Annotated in this window: 19 protein-coding genes; 13 read left to right on the top strand and 6 right to left on the bottom strand. The window is 71.0% G+C overall.

Annotated features, from left to right (window positions below; translation table 11 throughout):
- Nucleotides 1-104: 104 nt before the first annotated feature.
- Nucleotides 105-398 (bottom strand): MTH1187 family thiamine-binding protein, encoded by a 294-nt coding sequence (locus tag ACWCO8_RS34270; RefSeq protein WP_362003749.1) that lies wholly within the window; start codon nt 396-398, stop codon nt 105-107.
- Nucleotides 395-742, bottom strand: coding sequence for a DUF3817 domain-containing protein (locus tag ACWCO8_RS34265; RefSeq protein WP_384508187.1), 348 nt, complete (start codon nt 740-742; stop codon nt 395-397). The genes ACWCO8_RS34270 and ACWCO8_RS34265 overlap by 4 nt, the downstream gene beginning before the upstream one ends.
- 127 nt (nt 743-869) lie before the next feature.
- Between ACWCO8_RS34265 and ACWCO8_RS34260 the strand changes: the two genes are divergently transcribed.
- From ACWCO8_RS34260 to ACWCO8_RS34245, 4 genes are all read left to right on the top strand, one after another.
- On the top strand, nt 870-1,508 hold the full coding sequence (locus ACWCO8_RS34260; protein ID WP_362003753.1) for an AIM24 family protein: 639 nt from the start codon (nt 870-872) through the stop codon (nt 1,506-1,508).
- A complete protein-coding gene (locus tag ACWCO8_RS34255; protein WP_362003754.1) occupies nt 1,508-2,158 on the top strand; it encodes an AIM24 family protein in 651 nt (216 codons plus the stop codon). The genes ACWCO8_RS34260 and ACWCO8_RS34255 overlap by 1 nt, the downstream gene beginning before the upstream one ends.
- Nucleotides 2,155-2,931, top strand: coding sequence for an AIM24 family protein (locus ACWCO8_RS34250; protein WP_362003756.1), 777 nt, complete (start codon nt 2,155-2,157; stop codon nt 2,929-2,931). Before ACWCO8_RS34255 ends, ACWCO8_RS34250 begins: the two co-directional genes overlap by 4 nt.
- A 128-nt stretch (nt 2,932-3,059) precedes the next feature.
- On the top strand, nt 3,060-3,536 hold the full coding sequence (locus ACWCO8_RS34245; protein WP_362003758.1) for a MarR family winged helix-turn-helix transcriptional regulator: 477 nt from the start codon (nt 3,060-3,062) through the stop codon (nt 3,534-3,536).
- A gap of 71 nt (nt 3,537-3,607) precedes the next feature.
- Here ACWCO8_RS34245 and meaB read toward each other — a convergent pair whose 3' ends face one another.
- Entirely contained in the window at nt 3,608-4,564 is a 957-nt protein-coding gene (gene meaB / locus ACWCO8_RS34240) for a methylmalonyl Co-A mutase-associated GTPase MeaB (RefSeq protein ID WP_362003760.1), read from the bottom strand.
- A gap of 27 nt (nt 4,565-4,591) precedes the next feature.
- Entirely contained in the window at nt 4,592-5,794 is a 1,203-nt protein-coding gene (locus tag ACWCO8_RS34235; protein ID WP_451035473.1) for an acetyl-CoA C-acetyltransferase, read from the bottom strand.
- Nucleotides 5,795-5,931: 137 nt separating this feature from the next.
- Between ACWCO8_RS34235 and mce the strand changes: the two genes are divergently transcribed.
- The 7 genes from mce to ACWCO8_RS34200 all read left to right on the top strand — a co-directional run bounded on the left by mce (nt 5,932) and on the right by ACWCO8_RS34200 (nt 15,865).
- Complete coding sequence (gene mce, locus ACWCO8_RS34230) at nt 5,932-6,372, top strand: methylmalonyl-CoA epimerase (protein WP_362003762.1); 441 nt, start codon at nt 5,932-5,934, stop codon at nt 6,370-6,372.
- Nucleotides 6,373-6,583: 211 nt separating this feature from the next.
- Nucleotides 6,584-10,876 carry a polarized growth protein Scy gene (gene scy / locus ACWCO8_RS34225; protein WP_451035472.1) on the top strand — a complete coding sequence of 1,431 codons (4,293 nt, stop codon included), beginning with the start codon at nt 6,584-6,586 and terminating at the stop codon, nt 10,874-10,876.
- A 114-nt stretch (nt 10,877-10,990) separates the two neighbouring features.
- Nucleotides 10,991-11,929: a coiled-coil domain-containing protein gene (locus ACWCO8_RS34220; protein ID WP_362003766.1), complete on the top strand. Its 939-nt coding sequence runs from the start codon at nt 10,991-10,993 to the stop codon at nt 11,927-11,929.
- 132 nt (nt 11,930-12,061) lie between these two features.
- Nucleotides 12,062-13,027, top strand: a complete 966-nt coding sequence (locus tag ACWCO8_RS34215; RefSeq protein WP_362003767.1) for an ABC transporter ATP-binding protein — start codon at nt 12,062-12,064, stop codon at nt 13,025-13,027.
- Nucleotides 13,028-13,030: 3 nt separating this feature from the next.
- Nucleotides 13,031-13,810 carry an ABC transporter permease gene (locus ACWCO8_RS34210; RefSeq protein ID WP_362003769.1) on the top strand — a complete coding sequence of 260 codons (780 nt, stop codon included), beginning with the start codon at nt 13,031-13,033 and terminating at the stop codon, nt 13,808-13,810.
- Between the two features lie 136 nt (nt 13,811-13,946).
- Complete coding sequence (locus tag ACWCO8_RS34205) at nt 13,947-15,038, top strand: ATP-binding cassette domain-containing protein (RefSeq protein ID WP_451035471.1); 1,092 nt, start codon at nt 13,947-13,949, stop codon at nt 15,036-15,038.
- Nucleotides 15,035-15,865 carry an ABC transporter permease gene (locus tag ACWCO8_RS34200; RefSeq protein ID WP_451035470.1) on the top strand — a complete coding sequence of 277 codons (831 nt, stop codon included), beginning with the start codon at nt 15,035-15,037 and terminating at the stop codon, nt 15,863-15,865. Before ACWCO8_RS34205 ends, ACWCO8_RS34200 begins: the two co-directional genes overlap by 4 nt.
- An 11-nt stretch (nt 15,866-15,876) precedes the next feature.
- On the opposite strand, the gene ACWCO8_RS34195 is transcribed toward ACWCO8_RS34200, so the two are convergent.
- Nucleotides 15,877-16,203 carry an ATP/GTP-binding protein gene (locus tag ACWCO8_RS34195; RefSeq protein WP_362003775.1) on the bottom strand — a complete coding sequence of 109 codons (327 nt, stop codon included), beginning with the start codon at nt 16,201-16,203 and terminating at the stop codon, nt 15,877-15,879.
- A gap of 196 nt (nt 16,204-16,399) precedes the next feature.
- Between ACWCO8_RS34195 and ACWCO8_RS34190 the strand changes: the two genes are divergently transcribed.
- Nucleotides 16,400-17,434, top strand: a complete 1,035-nt coding sequence (locus tag ACWCO8_RS34190) for an LLM class flavin-dependent oxidoreductase (RefSeq protein ID WP_451035469.1) — start codon at nt 16,400-16,402, stop codon at nt 17,432-17,434.
- 122 nt (nt 17,435-17,556) lie between these two features.
- Here ACWCO8_RS34190 and ACWCO8_RS34185 read toward each other — a convergent pair whose 3' ends face one another.
- A complete protein-coding gene (locus tag ACWCO8_RS34185; RefSeq protein ID WP_017236120.1) occupies nt 17,557-17,949 on the bottom strand; it encodes an SCO5389 family protein in 393 nt (130 codons plus the stop codon).
- A gap of 228 nt (nt 17,950-18,177) precedes the next feature.
- On the opposite strand from ACWCO8_RS34185, the gene nucS reads away from it, so the two are divergent.
- Nucleotides 18,178-18,849 (top strand): endonuclease NucS, encoded by a 672-nt coding sequence (nucS, locus tag ACWCO8_RS34180; RefSeq protein WP_451035468.1) that lies wholly within the window; start codon nt 18,178-18,180, stop codon nt 18,847-18,849.
- Nucleotides 18,850-18,882: the final 33 nt, after the last annotated feature.

The raw sequence follows: 18,882 nt of genomic DNA, 5'->3' as shown, positions 1-18,882 counted from the left end.
GACTGGAGTAGTCCGAGCGAGTTGTTCTCGCCGCGCGTACGGGTGAGCCCCCGGCCCAAAGGGGTCGGGGGCTCGGCTACGCGGTAGGGCCGGGCAGCTGCCGCTCAGCCGTTCAAGTGACGTTCGACGGTGGCGACTTTGCTGGTCATGCCGTCGGTGACGCCGGGCCGGATGTCGGCCTTCAGGACCAGCGACACCCGGGGAGCGCGCGCCTCGACGGCGGCGACGGCGCGCTTGACGACGTCCATGACCTCGTCCCACTCGCCCTCGATCGAGGTGAACATCGCGTCGGTACGGTTCGGCAGCCCCGACTCCCGTACGACCCGGACGGCGTCGGCCACGTACTCGCCGACCTCCTCGCCGACTCCGAGCGGCGTGACCGAGAACGCGACGATCACGCGGCGTTCACCGTGCCGTCGCGGCGGGCGCGGGAGGCGATGACGGCGTCCGCGGCCTCGCGCTTGAGCTTGCGCTCGGCGAAGAAGCCGCCGAGGGGCAGGACGGAGAGCACGAAGTAGAGGGCGGCGGTCTTGAACTGCCACTTGGTGCGGTTCCAGGCGTCCAGCCAGAACAGCACGTACAGGATGAAGAGGATGCCGTGGATCGCGCCCATCACGGGCACGGCGTTGAACTCGGTGGTGCGCTTGAGCACCGAGCAGACCAGCAGCAGCAGGAAGGAGACGGCCTCCGGAGCGGAGACGAGTCGGAGGCGGTGGAGGGAGGAGGCGGTCTTGATGTCCACGGGAGGGGGTCACCTTCGTTCGATCTTGTGTACGCGATCTTGTGAACGGATGCACAAGGGTGGGCGGGCTCCATTGTGCACGCCGACTTTGCTGACTCTTTATCCGGGGGGCCCGTAATCTCCCTCCGTGGCTACGTTCCGACTCCAAGGCAGCAAAGTGCTCGCCGTCTCCATGACCGGCGACGCCGTCAAGGCGAAAAACGGCTCCATGGTCGCCTACGACGGCCAGATGGCCTTCAAGAAGATGTCCGGCGGCGGTGAGGGCCTGCGCGGCATGGTCACCCGCAGGCTGACCGGCGAACAGATGGAGGTGATGGAGGTGAAGGGCCAGGGGACCTGCTGGTTCGCCGACCGCGCCTCCGAGATCAACCTCGTCTCCCTGCACGGCGACAAGCTCTACGTCGAGGCGAGCAACCTGCTCTGCACCGACGCGGGGCTGCGCACCGGCACGAGCTTCACCGGCATGCGCGGCGGCGCGACCGGCAACGGCCTCTTCACGACCACGGTCGAGGGCACGGGCCAGGCGGCGATCATGTCCGACGGCCCGGCGGTGGTGCTGCGCGTGACCCCGCAGTACCCGCTCTCCGTCGACCCCGGCGCGTACGTCGCCCACCAGGGCAATCTCCAGCAGAGCTTCCAGTCCGGTGTGACGTTCCGCACGCTCCTCGGCGAGGGCGGCGGCGAGGCGTTCCAGATCCGCTTCGAGGGCGACGGGCTCGTGTACGTCCAGCCGAGCGAGCGGAACACGATCGGGGGCGACGTCTGATGCCGTTCCGCGAGATCAATTCCAAGATGGTCGAGGCCCAGGTGATCCCCGGGCAGCGCATGTTCAGCCAACGCGGCGCGATGCTGGCCTACCGCGGCGACGTCACTTTCACGCCGAACATCGCCGGCGGCCAGGGCGGCGTGATGTCGATGCTCGGCCGCCGGGTGGCCGGCGAGGCGACGCCGCTGATGACCGTCGAGGGCAACGGCACGGTGATGTTCGGGCACGGCGGCCACCACATCCAGGTGATCCAGCTGACCGGCGACACCCTGTACGTCGAGGCCGACCGGCTCCTCGCCTTCGACGGCACCCTGCAGCAGGGCACCATGTTCATGGGCTCCCAGGGCGGGGTCATGGGCATGGTGCGCGGCCAGGTGACCGGCCAGGGGCTCTTCACCACCACGCTCAAGGGCCACGGCGCGGTCGCCGTGATGGCGCACGGCGGTGTGATCGAGCTGCCGATCACGCCGGGGCGTGCGGTCCACGTGGACCCGCAGGCGTACGTCGCGCACCACGGCGACGTACGGAACAAGCTCTCGACCGCGCTCGGCTGGCGCGACATGGTCGGGCGCGGCTCGGGCGAGGCGTTCCAGCTGGAGCTGAGCGGCAGTGGCGTGGTGTACGTGCAGGCCTCGGAGGAGAAGCTGTGACCGGTCCCGTCGTGCTCGACCCGCACTCGCTCCCGTCCGACGACAACGTCAATCCGTACACCTTCTGCGTGGAGCTCAAGGGCTCCCAGTGGTTCCTGCAGAAGGGCAAGATGATCGCCTACTACGGGCGGATCGACTTCAACGGCATTGGCCACGGGCGCCTGGACCGGCTGGTCCGTACGTCCTTCCACTCGCCGCTGCACGCGAGCGACTGGGTGGTGGCGGAGGGCAGCGGCAAGATGCTGCTGGCCGACCGGGCCTTCGACGTGAACTCGTTCGACCTGGACGAGGGCAATCTGACGATCCGCTCGGGCAACCTGCTGGCGTACCAGCCGACGCTGGCGCTGAAGCAGTCGATCGTGCCGGGGTTCGTGACGCTGATCGGCACGGGCAAGTTCGTGGCGGCGTCGAACGGCCCGGTGGTCTTCATGGAGCCGCCGATGCGGGTGGACCCGCAGGCGCTGGTCGGCTGGGCGGACTGCCCGTCCCCGTGCCACCACTACGACCACGGCTACATGACGGGCGTGATGGGCGGCGTCCGTGCCCTGACGGGGATCGGCGGCACCTCGGGCGAGGAGCATCAGTTCGAGTTCGTCGGAGCGGGTACGGTACTGCTCCAGTCGACCGAGCTGCTGATGGCCGACCGGGCGATCGGTGAGGTCGGCGGGCAGCCCGGTGTGCCCGGGGCGCACGGTTCCGGCCACGGCGCGCAGGGGCAGGCACCGCGCCTTCCCGGACAGCTCGGGGACCTCCAGCGGCGCTTCGGGCTGTAGCCGGTAGTCTGCGGAGTGTGACGCCCTCGAACATCTGCACCCAGTTCGTCGGGCCCGGGTGCCTGGTGTCACACTCCGTACGCTCACCGACTTCGTCCAGAATTCAACTTCTTAGGTAGAATCCATACATGGAGACCGAGACGGCCACCCCCTGGCTCACCGATGCCGAACAGTGCGCGTGGCGCACGTACCTGGACGTCTTCCGGATGCTGACGTACCAGTTGGAGAAGGACCTCCAGCCCTTCGGCCTGACCATGAACGACTACGAGATCCTGGTGAACCTCTCGGAGTCGGCGGAACGGCGGCTGCGCATGAGCGATCTCGCCACGGCGACGCTGCAGTCCAAGAGCCGGCTCTCGCACCAGATCACCCGCATGGAGAACGCGGGGCTCGTGCGCCGCGTCAACTGCGAGTCCGACCGGCGCGGGCTCTACGCGGTCCTGACCGACGAGGGCATGGAGACCATGCGCAAGGTGGCGCCCCACCACGTGGAGTCCGTGCGCAAGCACTTCATCGACCAGCTCACCCCGGACGCCCTCGGCGACCTCCACGAGTCCCTGAAGCCGGTGGCGGACCAACTCCGAGGCCGCCGCGGCAAGCCGTAGGACCCTGAGAGCCCAGCAACGAGGGGCCCCGGTGCGCGCTGCGCACCGGGGCCCCTCGTTCCTGCTCTGCCTCAGTTGCCGGTGAGGTCGGCCACGAGCTGGTCCGCCGCCGCGTACGGGTCCAGTTCCCCCGCCACGATGCGTTCCGCCAGCGCGTCCAGGCGGCGGTCGCCGTGGAGGTCGCCGATGCGTTCGCGCAGGGCCGTGACCGCGATCGTCTCGACCTCGCGCGCCGAGCGCGCCCGGCGGCGCTCCGCGAGCACGCCGTGCTCCTCCATCCACGCGCGGTGCTTCTCCAGCGCCTCGACGACCTCGTCGATGCCCTCGCCGCGCGCCGCGACCGTCTTGACGATCGGCGGCCGCCAGTCGCCCGGACCGCGCGCCTCGCCCAGACCCAGCATGTGGTTCAGCTCGCGGGCCGTCGCGTCCGCGCCGTCCCGGTCCGCCTTGTTCACCACGTACACGTCGCCGATCTCCAGGATGCCCGCCTTCGCGGCCTGGATCCCGTCGCCCATGCCCGGCGCGAGCAGCACCACCGACGTGTCGGCCTGGGAGGCGATCTCCACCTCCGACTGACCGACACCGACGGTCTCCACGAGGATCACCTCGCAGCCCGCCGCGTCCAGGACGCGGATCGCCTGCGGCGCCGACCAGGCGAGCCCGCCCAGGTGCCCGCGGGTCGCCATCGAGCGGATGTAGACGCCCGGGTCCGAGGCGTGCTCCGACATCCGGACCCGGTCACCGAGCAGCGCTCCCCCACTGAAGGGGGACGAGGGGTCGACCGCCAGCACGCCGACCCGCTTGCCCGCCCGCCGGTACGCGGCGACCAGCGCCGACGTCGAGGTGGACTTGCCCACGCCGGGCGAACCCGTCAGGCCCACCACGTACGCGCCTCCGGTCAGCGGCGCGAGCGCCGCCATCACCTCGCGCAGCTGCGGGGACGCCCCCTCCACGAGCGAGATCAGCCGGGCCACCGCACGCGGCCGGCCCTCCCGTGCCTGGGCTACCAGTTCGGGGACGTCCACCATGTGCCGTAACTCCTTGCTCGACGGGAACTACTTGCCCGGGACGCTGATGATCAGAGCGTCGCCCTGACCACCGCCGCCGCACAGCGCCGCCACGCCGGTACCGCCGCCGCGCCGCTTCAGCTCCAGGGCCAGGTGCAGCACCACACGGGCGCCGGACATGCCGATGGGGTGGCCGAGCGCGATCGCGCCGCCGTTGACGTTCACCTTTTCCGGGGTCACGCCGAGGTCCTTCATTGACTGCACGGCGACCGCCGCGAAGGCCTCGTTGATCTCGATCAGGTCGAGGTCCTCGACGCCCAGGCCCGCCTTGTTCAGGGCGTGCTTGATCGCGTTGGACGGCTGCGACTGCAGCGAGTTGTCCGGGCCCGCCACGTTGCCGTGGGCGCCGATCTCGGCGATCCACTCCAGGCCCAGCTCCTCAGCCTTCGCCTTGCTCATCACGACGACGGCGGCGGCGCCGTCCGAGATCTGCGAGGCGGTGCCGGCCGTGATCGTGCCGTCCTTGGCGAAGGCCGGACGCAGCTTGCCGAGCGACTCGACCGTCGTCTCGGGGCGGATGCCCTCGTCCTTCGAGAAGACGACCGGGTCGCCCTTGCGCTGCGGGATCTCGACCGGGGTGATCTCGGCCTCGAAGATGCCGTTCTTCTGCGCGGCGGCGGCGCGCTGGTGCGACAGCGCGCCGATCTCGTCCTGCTCGGTGCGCTGGAGGCCCAGGCGGGTGTTGTGCTTCTCGGTCGACTCGCCCATGGCGATCTTCTCGAAGGGGTCGGTCAGACCGTCGTACGCCATCGCGTCGAGCATCTCGATCGCACCGTACTTGTAGCCCTCGCGGGACTTCGGGAGGAGGTGCGGGGCGTTGGTCATCGACTCCTGGCCGCCGGCGACGACGATGTCGAACTCGCCCGCGCGGATCAGCTGGTCGGCGAGCGCGATGGCGTCCAGGCCGGACAGGCAGACCTTGTTGATGGTCAGCGCCGGGACGTTCATGGGGATGCCGGCCTTGACGGCGGCTTGGCGCGCGGGGATCTGGCCGGCGCCCGCCTGGAGCACCTGCCCCATGATCACGTACTGCACCTGGTCGCCGCCGATGCCGGCCCGGTCGAGCGCCGCCTTGATGGCGAAGCCGCCCAGATCGGCACCGGAGAAGGAGGAGAGGGAGCCGAGCAGTCGGCCCATGGGCGTGCGGGCGCCCGCGACGATCACTGAGGTGGTACCGGTCGTTCCAGACATGAGGCACGGCCCCTTGGGATGAGGAGTGAACGAGGGTTTACCTTCAATGTACTGAGCCGTCACGCACACGGTCACCGGCCAGTCGGTGTGACGGCGCGCACGTTGCGTAACCACCTCCGTGGCGCTGCACTGGAGGAATGCTGACGCGAATCGACCACATCGGGATCGCCTGCTTCGACCTCGACAAGACCGTCGAGTTCTACCGTGCGACCTACGGTTTCGAGGTGTTCCACTCCGAGGTCAACGAGGAGCAGGGCGTCCGCGAGGCCATGCTCAAGATCAACGACACCTCCGACGGCGGCGCCTCGTACCTCCAGCTCCTGGAGCCCACCCGGGAGGACTCCGCGGTGGGCAAATGGCTGGCCAAGAACGGCGAGGGCGTGCACCACATCGCCTTCGGCACCGCCGATGTCGACGGGGACGCCGAGGACATCCGCTCCAAGGGCGTCCGGGTCCTCTACGACCAGCCCAGGATCGGCTCCATGGGCTCCCGCATCACCTTCCTCCACCCCAAGGACTGCCACGGCGTACTGACCGAACTGGTCACGTCCGCCGACCCCTCCTCGGCCGAGCACTGACCTCCGGATTCCTGGGCCGGTAGAGTGGGCGACTCCGGGCCGGGGCCGGTCGGGGCCGCATGCCATGCGGCGTCGAAGTCGGGGTATCCGATCTGCCACGATTCCCGGGGGCCCGTTCTCCGGGGAACGGTGCTCGTTGGAGTGTGCGACCAGGGTTGGGGTCTCCCCTGCTCGAACGCGTTGAGAGCTCGGGGAAGGATGGGACCGCGCAGTGCGGGGCTACGAACGCCAGGAGAGCCACCGAGCTGAAGACGACCATCTCTCGCGGTTCGAAGCCGAGATGGACCGGCTGAAGACCGAGCGGGAGAAGGCCGTCCAGCACGCCGAGGACCTCGGTTACCAGGTCGAGGTGTTGCGCGCCAAGCTCCACGAGGCGCGCCGCACCATCGCGTCCCGGCCCGCGTACGACAGCGCGGACATCGGCTACCAGGCCGAACAGATGCTGCGCAACGCGCAGATCCAGGCCGAGCAGCTGCGCCAGGACGCCGAGCGCGAGCTGCGCGACGCCCGCGCCCAGACCCAGCGCATCCTGCAGGAGCACGCCGAGCACCAGGCCCGGCTCCAGGCCGAGCTGCACGCCGAGGCCGTCCAGCGCCGGCAGCGCCTCGACCAGGAGCTCGCCGAGCGCCGCCAGACCGTCGAGGCGCACGTCAACGAGAACGTCGCCTGGGCCGAACAACTGCGCGCCCGTACGGAGTCGCAGGCCCGCCGCCTCATGGAGGAGTCCCGCGCCGAGGCCGAGCAGTCGCTCGCCGGCGCCCGCGCCGAGGCCACCCGGCTCGCCGAGGAGACCCGCCACCGGGTGGGCAGCGAGGCCGAGGCGGCCCGTGCCGAGGCCGAAGCGATTCTGCTGCGCGCCCGCAAGGACGCCGAGCGGCTCCTCAACGCCGCGTCCACGCAGGCCCACGAGGCCACCAGCCACGCCGAGCAGCTGCGCTCCTCCACCTCGGCCGAGACCGAGCAGGCCCGTCAGCAGGCCACCGAGCTGTCCCGCGCCGCCGAGCAGCGGATGCACGAGGCCGAGGACCGGCTCCGCGAGGCCCGCGCCGAGGCCGAGAAGGCGCTCACCGAGGCCAAGGAGGCGGCGGCCAAGCAGCTGTCGTCCGCGGAGTCCGTCAACGAGCAGCGCACGCGTACGGCGAAGGCCGAGATCGCCCGGCTCGTCTCCGAGGCGACCAAGGAGGCCGAGACCCTCAAGGGGGCGGCCGAGGAGAAGCTCCGCGAGGCCACCGCCGAGGCGGAGAAGCTGCTCTCGGAGGCCTCCGACAAGGCCCGTACGGTCGCGGCCGAGGACTCCGCCGCCGCGCTCGCCAAGGCCGCGCGGACCGCCGAGGAGGTCCTGACCAAGGCGTCCGAGGACGCCCAGGAGACCACCCGCAAGGCCTCCGAAGAGGCTGAGCGGATCCGCCGCGAGGCCGAGACCGAGGCCGACCGGACCCGGACGCAGGCCGAGGAGCAGGCCGACGAGCTGCTCGGGTCCGCCAAGGACGACACCAAGGAGTACCGCGCCAAGACCGTCGAGCTCCAGGAGGAGGCGCGCCGGCTGCGCGGCGAGGCCGAGGGGCTGCGCGCCGAGGCGATCGCCGAGGGCGAGAAGATCCGCGGCGAGGCCCGCCGCGAGGCCGTCGGCCAGATCGAGGAGTCGGCCGGCGCCGCCGAGGAGCTGCTGACCAAGGCCCGTACGGACGCCGAGGAGTTGCGCGCGAGCGCGGGCGCCGAGGGCGAGCGGGTCCGCGCCGAGGCCATGGAGCGCGCGCAGACGCTGCGTACGCAGGCCGAGGAGACCCTCGAGCGCACGCGCGCCGAGGCCGAGCGGATGCGGACGGAGGCCGAGGAGCAGGCCGAGGGCGTCAAGGAGGCGGCCGAGCGGGCCGCCGCCGAGCTCCGCGAGGAGGCCGAGCGGGCCGCCGTCGCCCGCCGCGAGGAGGCCGCCGAGGAGCTCACGCGGCTGCACACCGAGGCCGAGACCCGGGTGGAGAGCGCCGAGCAGGCGCTGACCGACGCCCGCGCCGAGAGCGAGCGGCTGCGTCGCGAGGCCGCCGAGGAGACCGAGCGGCTGCGCACCGAGGCCGCCGAGCGGATCCGTACGCTCCAGGCGCAGGCCGAGCAGGAGGCCGAGCGGCTGCGCACCGAGGCGGCGCAGGACGCGTCGACCTCGCGCGCCGAGGCCGAGACCGCCGCCGTAAGGCTGCGGACGGAGGCGTCGACGGAGGCCGAGCGGCTGAAGTCGGAGGCCCAGGAGACCGCCGACCGGGTACGCGCCGAGGCCGCGGCCGCCGCCGAGCGGGTCGCCGCCGAGGCCGCCGAAGCGCTGGCCGCCGCGCAGGAGGAGGCCAACCGGCGGCGCCGGGAGGCCGAGGAGACGCTGGAGTCGGCCCGTTCCGAGGCCGACCGCGAGCGCGAGCACGCCCGCGAGCAGTCCGAGGAGCTTCTGGCCTCCGCCCGCAGGCGGGTGGAGGAGGCGCAGACCGAGGCGCAGCGTCTGGTCGAGGAGGCGGACCGGCGGGCCACGGAGATGGTCTCCGCCGCCGAGCAGACCGCCAAGGAGGTGCGCGACGCCGTCGCCGGCCTGCACGAGCAGGCCGAGGAGGAGATCGCCGGACTGCGCAGCGCGTCCGAGCACGCGGCGGACCGTACCCGTACCGAGGCGCAGGAGGAGGCGGACCGGGTCCGCGCCGACGCGTACGAGGAGCGGGAGCGGGCGACCGAGGACGCCAACCGGGTCCGGGCGCGCGCCCAGGAGGAGACCGAGGCCGCGAAGTCGCTGGCCGAGCGGACGGTCGCGGACGCGCTCGCCGAGTCGGAGAAGCTGCGCGCGGACACCGCCGAGTACGCCCAGCGGGTACGGACGGAGGCGTCGGACGCGCTCGGTTCGGCCGAGCAGGACGCGTCCCGCACCCGTGCCGACGCCCGCGAGGACGCCAACCGGATCCGTTCCGAGGCGGCCGCCGAGTCCGAGCGGCTCACCGCCGAGGCGGAGGAGCTCGTCACGCTCGCCCGCACCGAGGGCGAGCAGATCCTGGACGAGGCCCGCAAGTCGGCCGACAAGCGCCGCGCGGACGCCGCCGAGCAGGCGGACACCCTCATCACGGAGGCCTCGGGCGAGGCCGAGCGGCTCACGATCGAGGCGGAGGCGCTGCGCGCCGAGGCCGAGCAGCTGAAGACGGACGGCGAGGCGCACGCCCAGGCGCTGCGGGTCGCCGCGCTCGCCGACGGCGAGCAGGTCCTCGACGAGGCGCGCAAGGCGGCCGACAAGCGGCGTTCGGACGCCGCCGAGCAGGCCGACGCGATCACCGCCGAGGCGGTGGCGCTGCTGGAGTCGACCGAGCAGGACGCGCAGCGGCTGCGCGCCGAGGCCGTGCAGGTCAAGGAGGCGGGCGAGGCCGAGGCGGAGGCCCTGCGGGCCGCCGCGCGCGCCGACGGCGAGCAGGTCCTCGACGAGGCGCGCAAGGCCGCCGACAAGCGGCGCGCGGACGCCGCCGAGCAGGCGGACTCGCTCATCACGGAGGCCACCAACGAGGCCGAGCGGATCACCGGCGAGGCCGGCGAGGAGGCGGAGCGGCTGCGCGCCGAGGGCGCGGAGAACGTGGGCCAGGCCCAGCAGGCCGCCGAGCGGATCCGGGTGGAGGCCGAGCGGGTCAAGGCGGACGCCGAGGCGGCGGCGGAGCAGATGCGCTCCGAGGCCCGCGACGAGGCCGACCGTACGCTCGACGAGGCGCGCGAGGCCGGTGCCAAGCGCCGCTCGGACGCGGCCGAGCAGGCCGACCAGCTGATGGCGAAGGCCCAGGAGGAGGCGCTGCGCGCCACCACCGAGGCCGAGTCGCAGGCCGACACGATGGTCGGCGCGGCCCGCCAGGAGGCCGACCGGATCGTGGCCGAGGCGACGGTCGAGGGCAACTCCCTGGTGGAGAAGGCCCGTACGGACGCGGACGAGCTCCTGGTGGGCGCGCGCAGCGACGCGACGGCCATAAGGGAGCGGGCGGAGGAGCTGCGGGCCCGTATCGAGGGCGAGATCGAGGAGCTGCACGAGCGGGCGCGGCGCGAGACGGCCGAGCAGATGAAGACGGCCGGCGAGCGGGTCGACAAGCTGGTGAAGGCCGCCGAGGAGCAGCGCGCCGAGGCCGCGGCGAAGGCCAAGGAGCTGGTCTCCGACGCGAGTTCGGAGGCGAGCAAGGTCAGGATCGCCGCGGTGAAGAAGGCCGAGGCGCTCCTGAAGGAGGCCGAGCAGAAGAAGGCCTCGCTGGTCGCGGAGGCGGAGAAGGTGAAGTCGGAGGCCGAGCACGAGGCCGAGACGATGATCTCCGAGGGCAAGCGCGATCTCGATGTACTGGTGCGCCGTCGCGAGGACATCAATGCCGAGATCTCCCGTGTCCAGGACGTCCTCGAAGCGTTGGAGTCTTTCGAGGCGCCGACTGCGGGGGGCAAGTCCGCCGGGGCAAACGGTGAGAAGGCGGGTGTTCCGGCGGGGGCTACACGTTCGAGTGGCAAGTCCTCCGACGGCTAGCCACTCAAAAGGCTGGACATTCTCCAGATCAAACGGGCATCCGCTCGATGACACGCCGCTTCGGCCCCTAGGATTCCCCCTAACACCTCACCGGTCTCATTCGACAGGAACCCCATGAGCGACACTTCCTCCCCCTTCGGCTTCGAGCTCGTGCGGCGTGGTTACGACCGCGGTCAGGTGGATGACCGCATTACCAAGCTCGTCGCCGACCGAGACAGTGCTCTAGGACGCATCACCTCTCTGGAAAAGCGCATCGAGGAGCTCCACCTCGAGACGCAGAACGCCCAGGCCCAGGTCACCGACGCCGAGCCGTCGTACGCCGGGCTCGGCGCGCGTGTCGAGAAGATCCTCCGCCTCGCCGAGGAGGAGGCGAAGGACCTGCGCGAGGAGGCCCGTCGCGCCGCCGAGCAGCACCGCGAGCTTGCCGAGTCGGCCGCCCAGCAGGTGCGCAACGACGCCGAGTCGTTCGCGGCGGAGCGCAAGGCGAAGGCCGAGGACGAGGGCGTTCGGATCGTCGAGAAGGCGCAGGGCGAGGCCAACTCGCTGCGCGGCGAGGCGCAGAAGGACGCGCAGTCCAAGCGCGAGGAGGCGGACGCCCTCTTCGAGGAGACCCGCGCCAAGGCCGCCCAGGCCGCCGCGGACTTCGAGACCAACCTGGCCAAGCGCCGGGAGCAGTCGGAGCGCGACCTGGCCTCGCGTCAGGCGAAGGCCGAGAAGCGTCTCGCCGAGATCGAGCACCGCGCCGAGCAGCTCCGCCTGGAGGCCGAGAAGCTGCGTACGGACGCGGAGCGCCGGGCCCGTCAGACGGTGGAGACCGCGCAGCGCCAGGCCGAGGACATCGTGGCCGACGCGAACGCCAAGGCCGACCGGATCCGCTCGGAATCCGAGCGCGAGCTGGCGGCGCTGACGAACCGCCGCGACTCGATCAACGCCCAGCTGACCAACGTCCGCGAGATGCTGGCCACGCTGACCGGTGCCGCCGTGGCGGCCGCCGGCTCGCCGATCGACGACGAGCCCGCCCCCCGTGGCGTCCCGGCCCAGCAGACCCGCTGAGTCCCGTGAGCGCCCGCTGAGCGCGCGGCGCGCACCCGGTGAAGTGCCCGCTCGGTGACGAGTGGGCGACGCACCTGAAAACCCTCCGTCATTCCGGTGGCGGAGGGTTTTTCGCGCCCGTAGGTTGTACGCATGATCGAGCTCGAGGCCCTGACGAAACGGTTCGGATCGAAGACCGCGGTCGACCATCTCTCCTTCCAGGTGCGTCCCGGCGTGGTGACCGGCTTCCTCGGGCCCAACGGCGCGGGCAAGTCGACGACGATGCGGATGATGCTCGATCTGGACAACCCGACCAGCGGGACCGTCCGGATCGACGGCAAGCACTACCGGGAGCTCCAGGAGCCGCTGAAGTACATCGGGGCGCTGCTCGACGCGAAGGCGATGCACGGTGGCCGGTCGGCGTACAACAATCTGCTCTGCCTCGCGCAGTCGAACCGCATTCCGTCGAGCCGGGTCGGCGAGGTGCTCGACCTGGTCGGTCTGACCTCGGTCGCGAAGAAGAAGTCGAAGGGCTTCTCCCTCGGCATGGGCCAGCGGCTCGGAATCGCCTCTGCGCTGCTCGGTGATCCCGAGATCCTGATGTTCGACGAACCCGTCAATGGTCTGGACCCCGAGGGAATTCACTGGATCCGCAATCTGATGAAGGCGCTCGCGGCCGAGGGCCGGACGATCTTCGTTTCCAGTCATCTGATGAGCGAAATGGCCCTGACGGCCGATCATCTCATCGTGATCGGGCAGGGAAAGCTGCTGGCGGACACGTCGATGGCGGATTTCATCCACCAGAATTCGCGGAGCTACGTACGGCTGCGCTCGCCGCAGCAGGAGCGGCTGCGGGACGTCCTGCACGAGAGCGGCTTCACGCCCGTCGAGGCGGGCAACGGCACGCTGGAGGTGGACAACGCCACCACCGAGAAGCTCGGTGAACTGGCGGCCGAGCACCGGCTCGTCCTGCACGAGCTGAGCGCGCAGCGCGCCTCGCTCGAGGAAGCGTTCATGCAGATGACCGCCGGCGCGGTGGAGTACCACGCGCACGGCACGAACGTACACGCGGCGGACGCGCCGGGCCCCCGCTGGGGCGAGACCACCAAGGGAGCCTGAACGATGGCAGCGGTATCGGCGGTCCTCCAGTCGGAGTGGACCAAGATCCGGACGGTCTCGTCGACGGTCTGGACCCTGGCGAGCGCGCTCCTGGTGACGGTGGCGATGGGCGCGGCCATCTCCGCGGTGGTGAAGGCGACCTACAGCGATCTGAACGAGGCGGAGCAGGCGACCTTCGACCCGACCTTCGTCAGCTTCTCCGGGATGGTGCTCGGGCAGCTGGCGATGGTGGTCTTCGGCGTGCTCGTGGTCGGCACCGAGTACAGCTCGGGGATGATCCGTACCTCGCTCGCGGCCGTCCCGCAGCGGGCGACCTTCCTCTTCTCCAAGATCGCGGTGGCCGGGGCGCTCGCCTTCGGCATCGGCCTGGTGACCAGCTTCCTGTCGTTCTTCCTCGGGCAGGGCCTCCTCGGTGAGTACCGGACGACCCTCGGCGCGGACAACGTGCTGCGCGCCGTGGTCGGCGGCGGGCTCTACATGGGTCTGATCGCGCTCTTCTCGATGGGCGTGGCGACGATGCTGCGCTCCTCGATGCTCTCGCTCGGCATCCTGATGCCCTTCTTCTTCCTGGTCTCGCAGATCCTCGCGGCGGTCCCGAAGGCGAAGGAGGTCGCGCGCTACTTCCCCGACCAGGCCGGCTCCAAGATCATGCAGGTCGTCCCCGACGCCCTGAACACGGAGAAGGCGCCGTACGGACCCTGGGGCGGGCTCGGGATCATGGTGCTCTGGGTGGCGGCCGCGTTGCTGGGCGGCTACCTGGTCATGAAGAAGCGCGACGCCTAGGCCGTCGGGGGGCCTTTGGTCACGATTTCCACTTGGCCGGAACCGTCAACCCCTGGATAAGCTCCTAGCTCATACGGGGGCCCCGGCCGTCGGCCACGGCCCCGACGAGACCTGACCTTTTCGATGGGGCTGGAGAATGATCGAGGCAGTCGGCCTGACGAAGCGCTACGGCGCCAAGACGGCCGTGTACAACCTTTCCTTCCAGGTGAGGCCGGGTACCGTCACCGGCTTCCTCGGCCCCAACGGTTCCGGCAAGTCGACCACGATGCGCATGATCCTGGGGCTCGACCGCCCCACATCGGGTCATGTCACGATCGGCGGCCACCCGTTCCGGCAGCTGCCGAACGCGCCGCGCCAGGTGGGCGCGCTGCTCGACGCGAAGGCCGTGCACGGTGGGCGGAGCGCCCGCAGCCACCTCCTCTCGCTCGCCCAGCTCGCCGGCATCCCGGCGCAGCGGGTCGACGAGGTCCTCGGGGTCGTCGGCCTCCAGGACGTCGCCAAGCGCCGCTCCAAGGGCTTCTCGCTGGGCATGGGGCAGCGCCTCGGCATCGCCGCCGCGCTCCTCGGCGACCCGCAGGTGCTGCTCTTCGACGAGCCGGTCAACGGTCTCGACCCCGAGGGCATCCTCTGGGTCCGTAATCTCATGAAGAAGCTCGCGGCCGAGGGCCGGACCGTCTTCGTCTCCAGCCACCTCATGAGCGAGATGGCGCTGACCGCCGACCACCTGATCGTGATCGGCCGGGGCCAGCTGATGGCCGACATGAGCGTCAAGGACTTCATCTCGGCGAACTCGGCCGACTTCGCCCGGGTCCGCACCCCGCAGGCGGAGCCGCAGCAGCGGGAGAAGCTGACGGCGACGCTGATCGAGGCCGGCGGGCGCGTGATGTCCGAGCCGGACGGCGCGCTGCGGGTGACCGGTCTGGCGCTGCCCCGGATCAGCGACCTGGCGCACGACGCGGACGTCCGGCTCTGGGAGCTCTCCCCGCACCAGGCCTCGCTGGAGGAGGCGTACATGCGGATGACGCAGGGCGCCGTGGACTACCGCTCCACCGACGACCAGCTGGCGCACCTCCAGCAGCCGCAGCCGCACCAGCACGTCCCGCAGCCGCCGGCCCAGCCGGTGGTGCAGGACGTGCCGCAGCAGGGCTGGTACGCGCCGCCACCGCCCGGACAGAACCCGTACGCGACGCAGAGCGAGCCCGCCAAGAACGCCGAGGACGCCCGATGACCGCCCCCGCCCCGCACTCGTACGTCTCCCCCATCCCGGTGCGCCGGGCGCACCTCGGGGACGCGCTCGCCTCGGAGTGGACGAAGATCCGTTCCCTGCGCTCCACGATGTGGACGCTGGGCGTGATGGTGCTGCTGATGCTGGGCATCGGTCTCGCCGTCGCGGCGGTCGTGGCCACCACGGAAGGACCCGACGGGCCGGCGTCGAGCGAGTCGGCGCTCACGCTCGGCTTCTTCGGCGTGCTCCTCGGTTCGATCTGTGTGATCACGCTCGGGGTGCTCACCATCGCCTCCGAGTACGGCACCGGCATGATCCGTACGACCCTGACGGCCTGCCCGACCCGCGGCCGGGTCCTGACGGCCAAGGCGATCGTCTTCTTCCTGCTCGTCTTCACGATCACCACGGTCACGGCGACGGTGGTGGCCGTGGCGCAGGTGGCGATGGTGGAATCCGTGGCCGCGGAGCCCACCTCCGCCGAGTGGCTGCGGGCGACGGTCGGCGTCGGCCTGTTCCTCGCGCTGCTCGGCCTGCTGTCGCTGGCCATCGGCGCGATCATCCGGCACTCGGCGGGCGCGATCACGATCATGATCGGCGTCCTGCTGCTGCCGCTGGTGGCGGCCATGTTCATGTTCTCGGAGTCGCTCGCCAAGGTGCAGCAGTTCCTGCTCGACTACGCGATCCCGAGCCAGCTCATCGCGCTGTACGCCGGCAAGTCGACGACCGGCCAGTCCGGCCCCGCGGGCTGGGACCCGGTCTGGATCATGGCGGTCCTCGTGGCGGCCGTGATGGGCGGCGCGTACGCCCTGCTGAACAGCCGGGACGTCTGAGCCGACAGCCGCTAGTACTTCGGCGCGTTTCGGGACCGCTGCACCCTGGAGGTGCGGCGGTCCTTCGCGTTCCAGCAGGCCTTGTGCCAGTGGCGGCGGTCGTCGACCCCGCCGTACTCCGGCCAGGCCACCACGTGCGGGGCGCCGCCCGGGATCTCCTGGTCGCAGCCGGGGCAGCGGTAGCGCTTGCCAGGGGCGCTGGCGCCGGCCACGTGCCGGACGAACCACTCCTCGCCCTGCCAGGACTCGCTGCGCTGCGCTCCTCCGTACCGGTCGCCGGACTCGGCCTGAGGATCGGGCCTATCGCCGCCCTGGGGGCGGTTGCGACGCGGGGACACCTGATCACCTCACGGGTCCGGGGACACAGAACGTTCTCTCCAGCCTACGGGCCGCGACGGAGTGACCTTCCCACCCGACGGGCCCAGTTAGCGGAAAATCGCAACAACTTCATCAGAGGCCGTGCCTTTGGCACGTGTCAGACGTTGTTGCCAGTGGAGGGGGAGAACCGCGTCGGCCGCAAGGAGGCAGAAGGCGATGCGCGTGGGTACGTTTGTTCTGGCCGCCCAGTTCCCGGGCCAGGGCCAGGGCGAGGCACTGCACCGGGCGGTGCGGACCGCCGAGGTCGCCGAGGAATCGGGGCTCGATTCCGTCTGGCTGGCCGAGCACCACTTCGTCCCGTACGGAGTCTGTCCGTCCGCCGTGACGCTGGCGGCGGTGCTCCTGGGCCGGACCCGCCGGCTCCGGGTCGGTACGGCGGTGAGCGTGCTGCCGACGGTCCATCCGGTCGCCCTGGGCGAGCAGGCCGCCCTGCTCCATCTGACCTCCGGCGGCCGCTTCACGCTCGGTGTGGGCAGGGGCGGGCCGTGGGTCGACCTGGAGGTGTTCGGCGCGGGCCTGAAGGCGTACGAAAAGGGGTTCCCCGAATCCCTCGACCTGCTGCTGCGCTGGCTGACCGAACCCCGGGTCTCCGCCGAGGGAGAACGATTCGCCTTCCGCGAGGTGGCCGTCATCCCCCGCCCCGGCGAGCTGATCGGCGGGGACGCCTCACCCGAGGTGGTGGTCGCCTGCACCTCCCCCAAGAGCGTCGAACTGGCCGCGCGGCGCGGGCTGCCGATGCTGCTCGGGATGCACTGCGGCGACGCGGAGAAGGCCGAGATGGTGGCCGCGTGGGAACGTTTCTCCCGGGACGCGGGCCGCACTCCGGACGAGATCGCGAGGATCGGCGCGAACCATGTCTCGGCGGGCGTCGCCCAGCTCGCCGACGGGACGCGCGAGGCGACCGAGGCGCTGGTGAAGGCGATGCCCGGCTGGCTGAAGCAGGGCCTGGACGCGCATGTGACCGTGGACGGCCGGCACCGCGCGATGCGGGACCCCGTCGCGTACACCGAGTTGCTGTGCGGGCTGCACCCCGTGGGCACGCCACGGCGCGCGGCGGACCGGCTCGCGGCGACCTCGGAGCGCACGGGCATCACGCGCTTCGCGCTGCTCGCCGAGGGCACGGGCGATCTCGCGGCCACCGAGGAGAACGTACGACGGCTCGGCGCCGAGGTGCTCCCCCTGCTGGTCTGAGTCCGTGGGACCGGGTTCATGGTGGTGGGCGGACGGGCTGGGGCTCGTGGCGATGCCGCCGCTCCGCATCTCCCGCATCGTTCGCGTCTCCCGCGATGCGGAGCGGCGGCACCCGCCGTGCCTCAGCAGTCGCGCAGTTCCGGCGACTGGTTGAGCAGCTGACCCCGTACGGAGGTGAAGCGGGCGAGCCGCTCGTCGACCGCGGGGTCGAGCGGGAACACCGCGACGCGGTGGCAGTTCTGGAAGGCGAGGCGTACCCCGAAGTGCCGCTGCAGCGCACCGCGGATGGCATCACTCGCGAGTGCACGCAGCAGCTGACCACGTGCCTGCTCGTTCGGCGGCGGCGTCTGGTTGTCGGCGAACTCGCCGCCGTCGACCTTCAGCTGGGCCACCAGAGAGCTGATCATCTCCCATGCGTAGGGCAGGGAGGTCCGGACGCAGTCGACGAAGTCGGCTTCGTCGACCTCGCCTCGCTCGGCCTGTTCCAACAGCGCCGGTGAGACGTCGAGCGACATGGGTTCTCCTCTCGCGACCCCGACGGGCGGGGTCTTACGGGCAGGGATGAAGGACCCCCGTGCGACACGCTGCGTGCACGGACGGCGACCTCCTGCTTCCACGGTAAGCGCGTCCTTCGGAGCGCACCAGGAGATTGGGAACACAACCGGCCAATAAGTGACCCTCGTCCAGCGGGCGTTAAGAGCCGAATCGCGCGGTAGAGCGTGTGTCTTGTAGCGTTGCCGACCATGCGTCTCGTCATCGCCCGCTGTTCCGTGGACTACGCGGGCCGGCTCACGGCCCACCTGCCCTCCGCTCCCCGTCTGATCCTGGTCAAGGCAGACGGCAGCGTCTCCATCCACGCGGACGACCGGGCGTACAAACCGCTCAACTGGATGTCGCCGCCCTGCACCCTCAAGGAAGGGGTCGACGGGGAGGCCGGCACCTGGACCGTGGTGAACAAAGCGGGCGAGAAACTGATCATCACGATGGAGGAGATCCTCCACGACTCCTCGCACGAACTGGGCGTGGACCCGGGCCTCATCAAGGACGGCGTGGAAGCGCACCTCCAGGAGCTGCTCGCGGACCGCATCGAGACCCTCGGCGACGGCCACACGCTGATCCGCCGCGAGTACCCGACCGCGATCGGCCCGGTGGACATCCTGTGCCGGGACGCCGACGGGGCGACGGTCGCGGTGGAGATCAAGCGGCGCGGCGAGATCGACGGCGTGGAGCAGCTGACCCGCTATCTGGAGCTGCTCAACCGCGACCCGCACCTCGCGCCCGTGAAGGGCGTGTTCGCGGCCCAGGAGATCAAGCCGCAGGCACGGGTGCTGGCGACGGACCGCGGCATCGACTGCGTGGTGCTCGACTACGACGCGCTGCGCGGAATCGAGGACGACAAGCTGCGGCTGTTCTGACCCTTCGTACGGTCATACGCGTACGGCCCCGGG

The sequence above is a fragment of the Streptomyces sp. NPDC001927 genome, assembly GCF_053594455.1.
This window is presented reverse-complemented; position numbering and strand designations above follow the sequence as displayed.

Excerpts from the sequence above, each read along its gene's own strand:
- ACWCO8_RS34255 (WP_362003754.1), top strand. The coding sequence starts at position 1,508 with ATGCCGTTCCGCGAGATCAATTCCAAGATGGTCGAGGCCCAGGTGATC.
- ACWCO8_RS34245 (WP_362003758.1), top strand. The coding sequence starts at position 3,060 with ATGGAGACCGAGACGGCCACCCCCTGGCTCACCGATGCCGAACAGTGC.
- meaB (WP_362003760.1), bottom strand. The coding sequence starts at position 4,564 with ATGGTGGACGTCCCCGAACTGGTAGCCCAGGCACGGGAGGGCCGGCCG.
- ACWCO8_RS34235 (WP_451035473.1), bottom strand. The coding sequence starts at position 5,794 with ATGTCTGGAACGACCGGTACCACCTCAGTGATCGTCGCGGGCGCCCGC.
- mce (WP_362003762.1), top strand. The coding sequence starts at position 5,932 with ATGCTGACGCGAATCGACCACATCGGGATCGCCTGCTTCGACCTCGAC.
- ACWCO8_RS34220 (WP_362003766.1), top strand. The coding sequence starts at position 10,991 with ATGAGCGACACTTCCTCCCCCTTCGGCTTCGAGCTCGTGCGGCGTGGT.
- ACWCO8_RS34215 (WP_362003767.1), top strand. The coding sequence starts at position 12,062 with ATGATCGAGCTCGAGGCCCTGACGAAACGGTTCGGATCGAAGACCGCG.
- ACWCO8_RS34210 (WP_362003769.1), top strand. The coding sequence starts at position 13,031 with ATGGCAGCGGTATCGGCGGTCCTCCAGTCGGAGTGGACCAAGATCCGG.
- ACWCO8_RS34205 (WP_451035471.1), top strand. The coding sequence starts at position 13,947 with ATGATCGAGGCAGTCGGCCTGACGAAGCGCTACGGCGCCAAGACGGCC.
- ACWCO8_RS34200 (WP_451035470.1), top strand. The coding sequence starts at position 15,035 with ATGACCGCCCCCGCCCCGCACTCGTACGTCTCCCCCATCCCGGTGCGC.
- ACWCO8_RS34190 (WP_451035469.1), top strand. The coding sequence starts at position 16,400 with ATGCGCGTGGGTACGTTTGTTCTGGCCGCCCAGTTCCCGGGCCAGGGC.
- ACWCO8_RS34185 (WP_017236120.1), bottom strand. The coding sequence starts at position 17,949 with ATGTCGCTCGACGTCTCACCGGCGCTGTTGGAACAGGCCGAGCGAGGC.
- nucS (WP_451035468.1), top strand. The coding sequence starts at position 18,178 with ATGCGTCTCGTCATCGCCCGCTGTTCCGTGGACTACGCGGGCCGGCTC.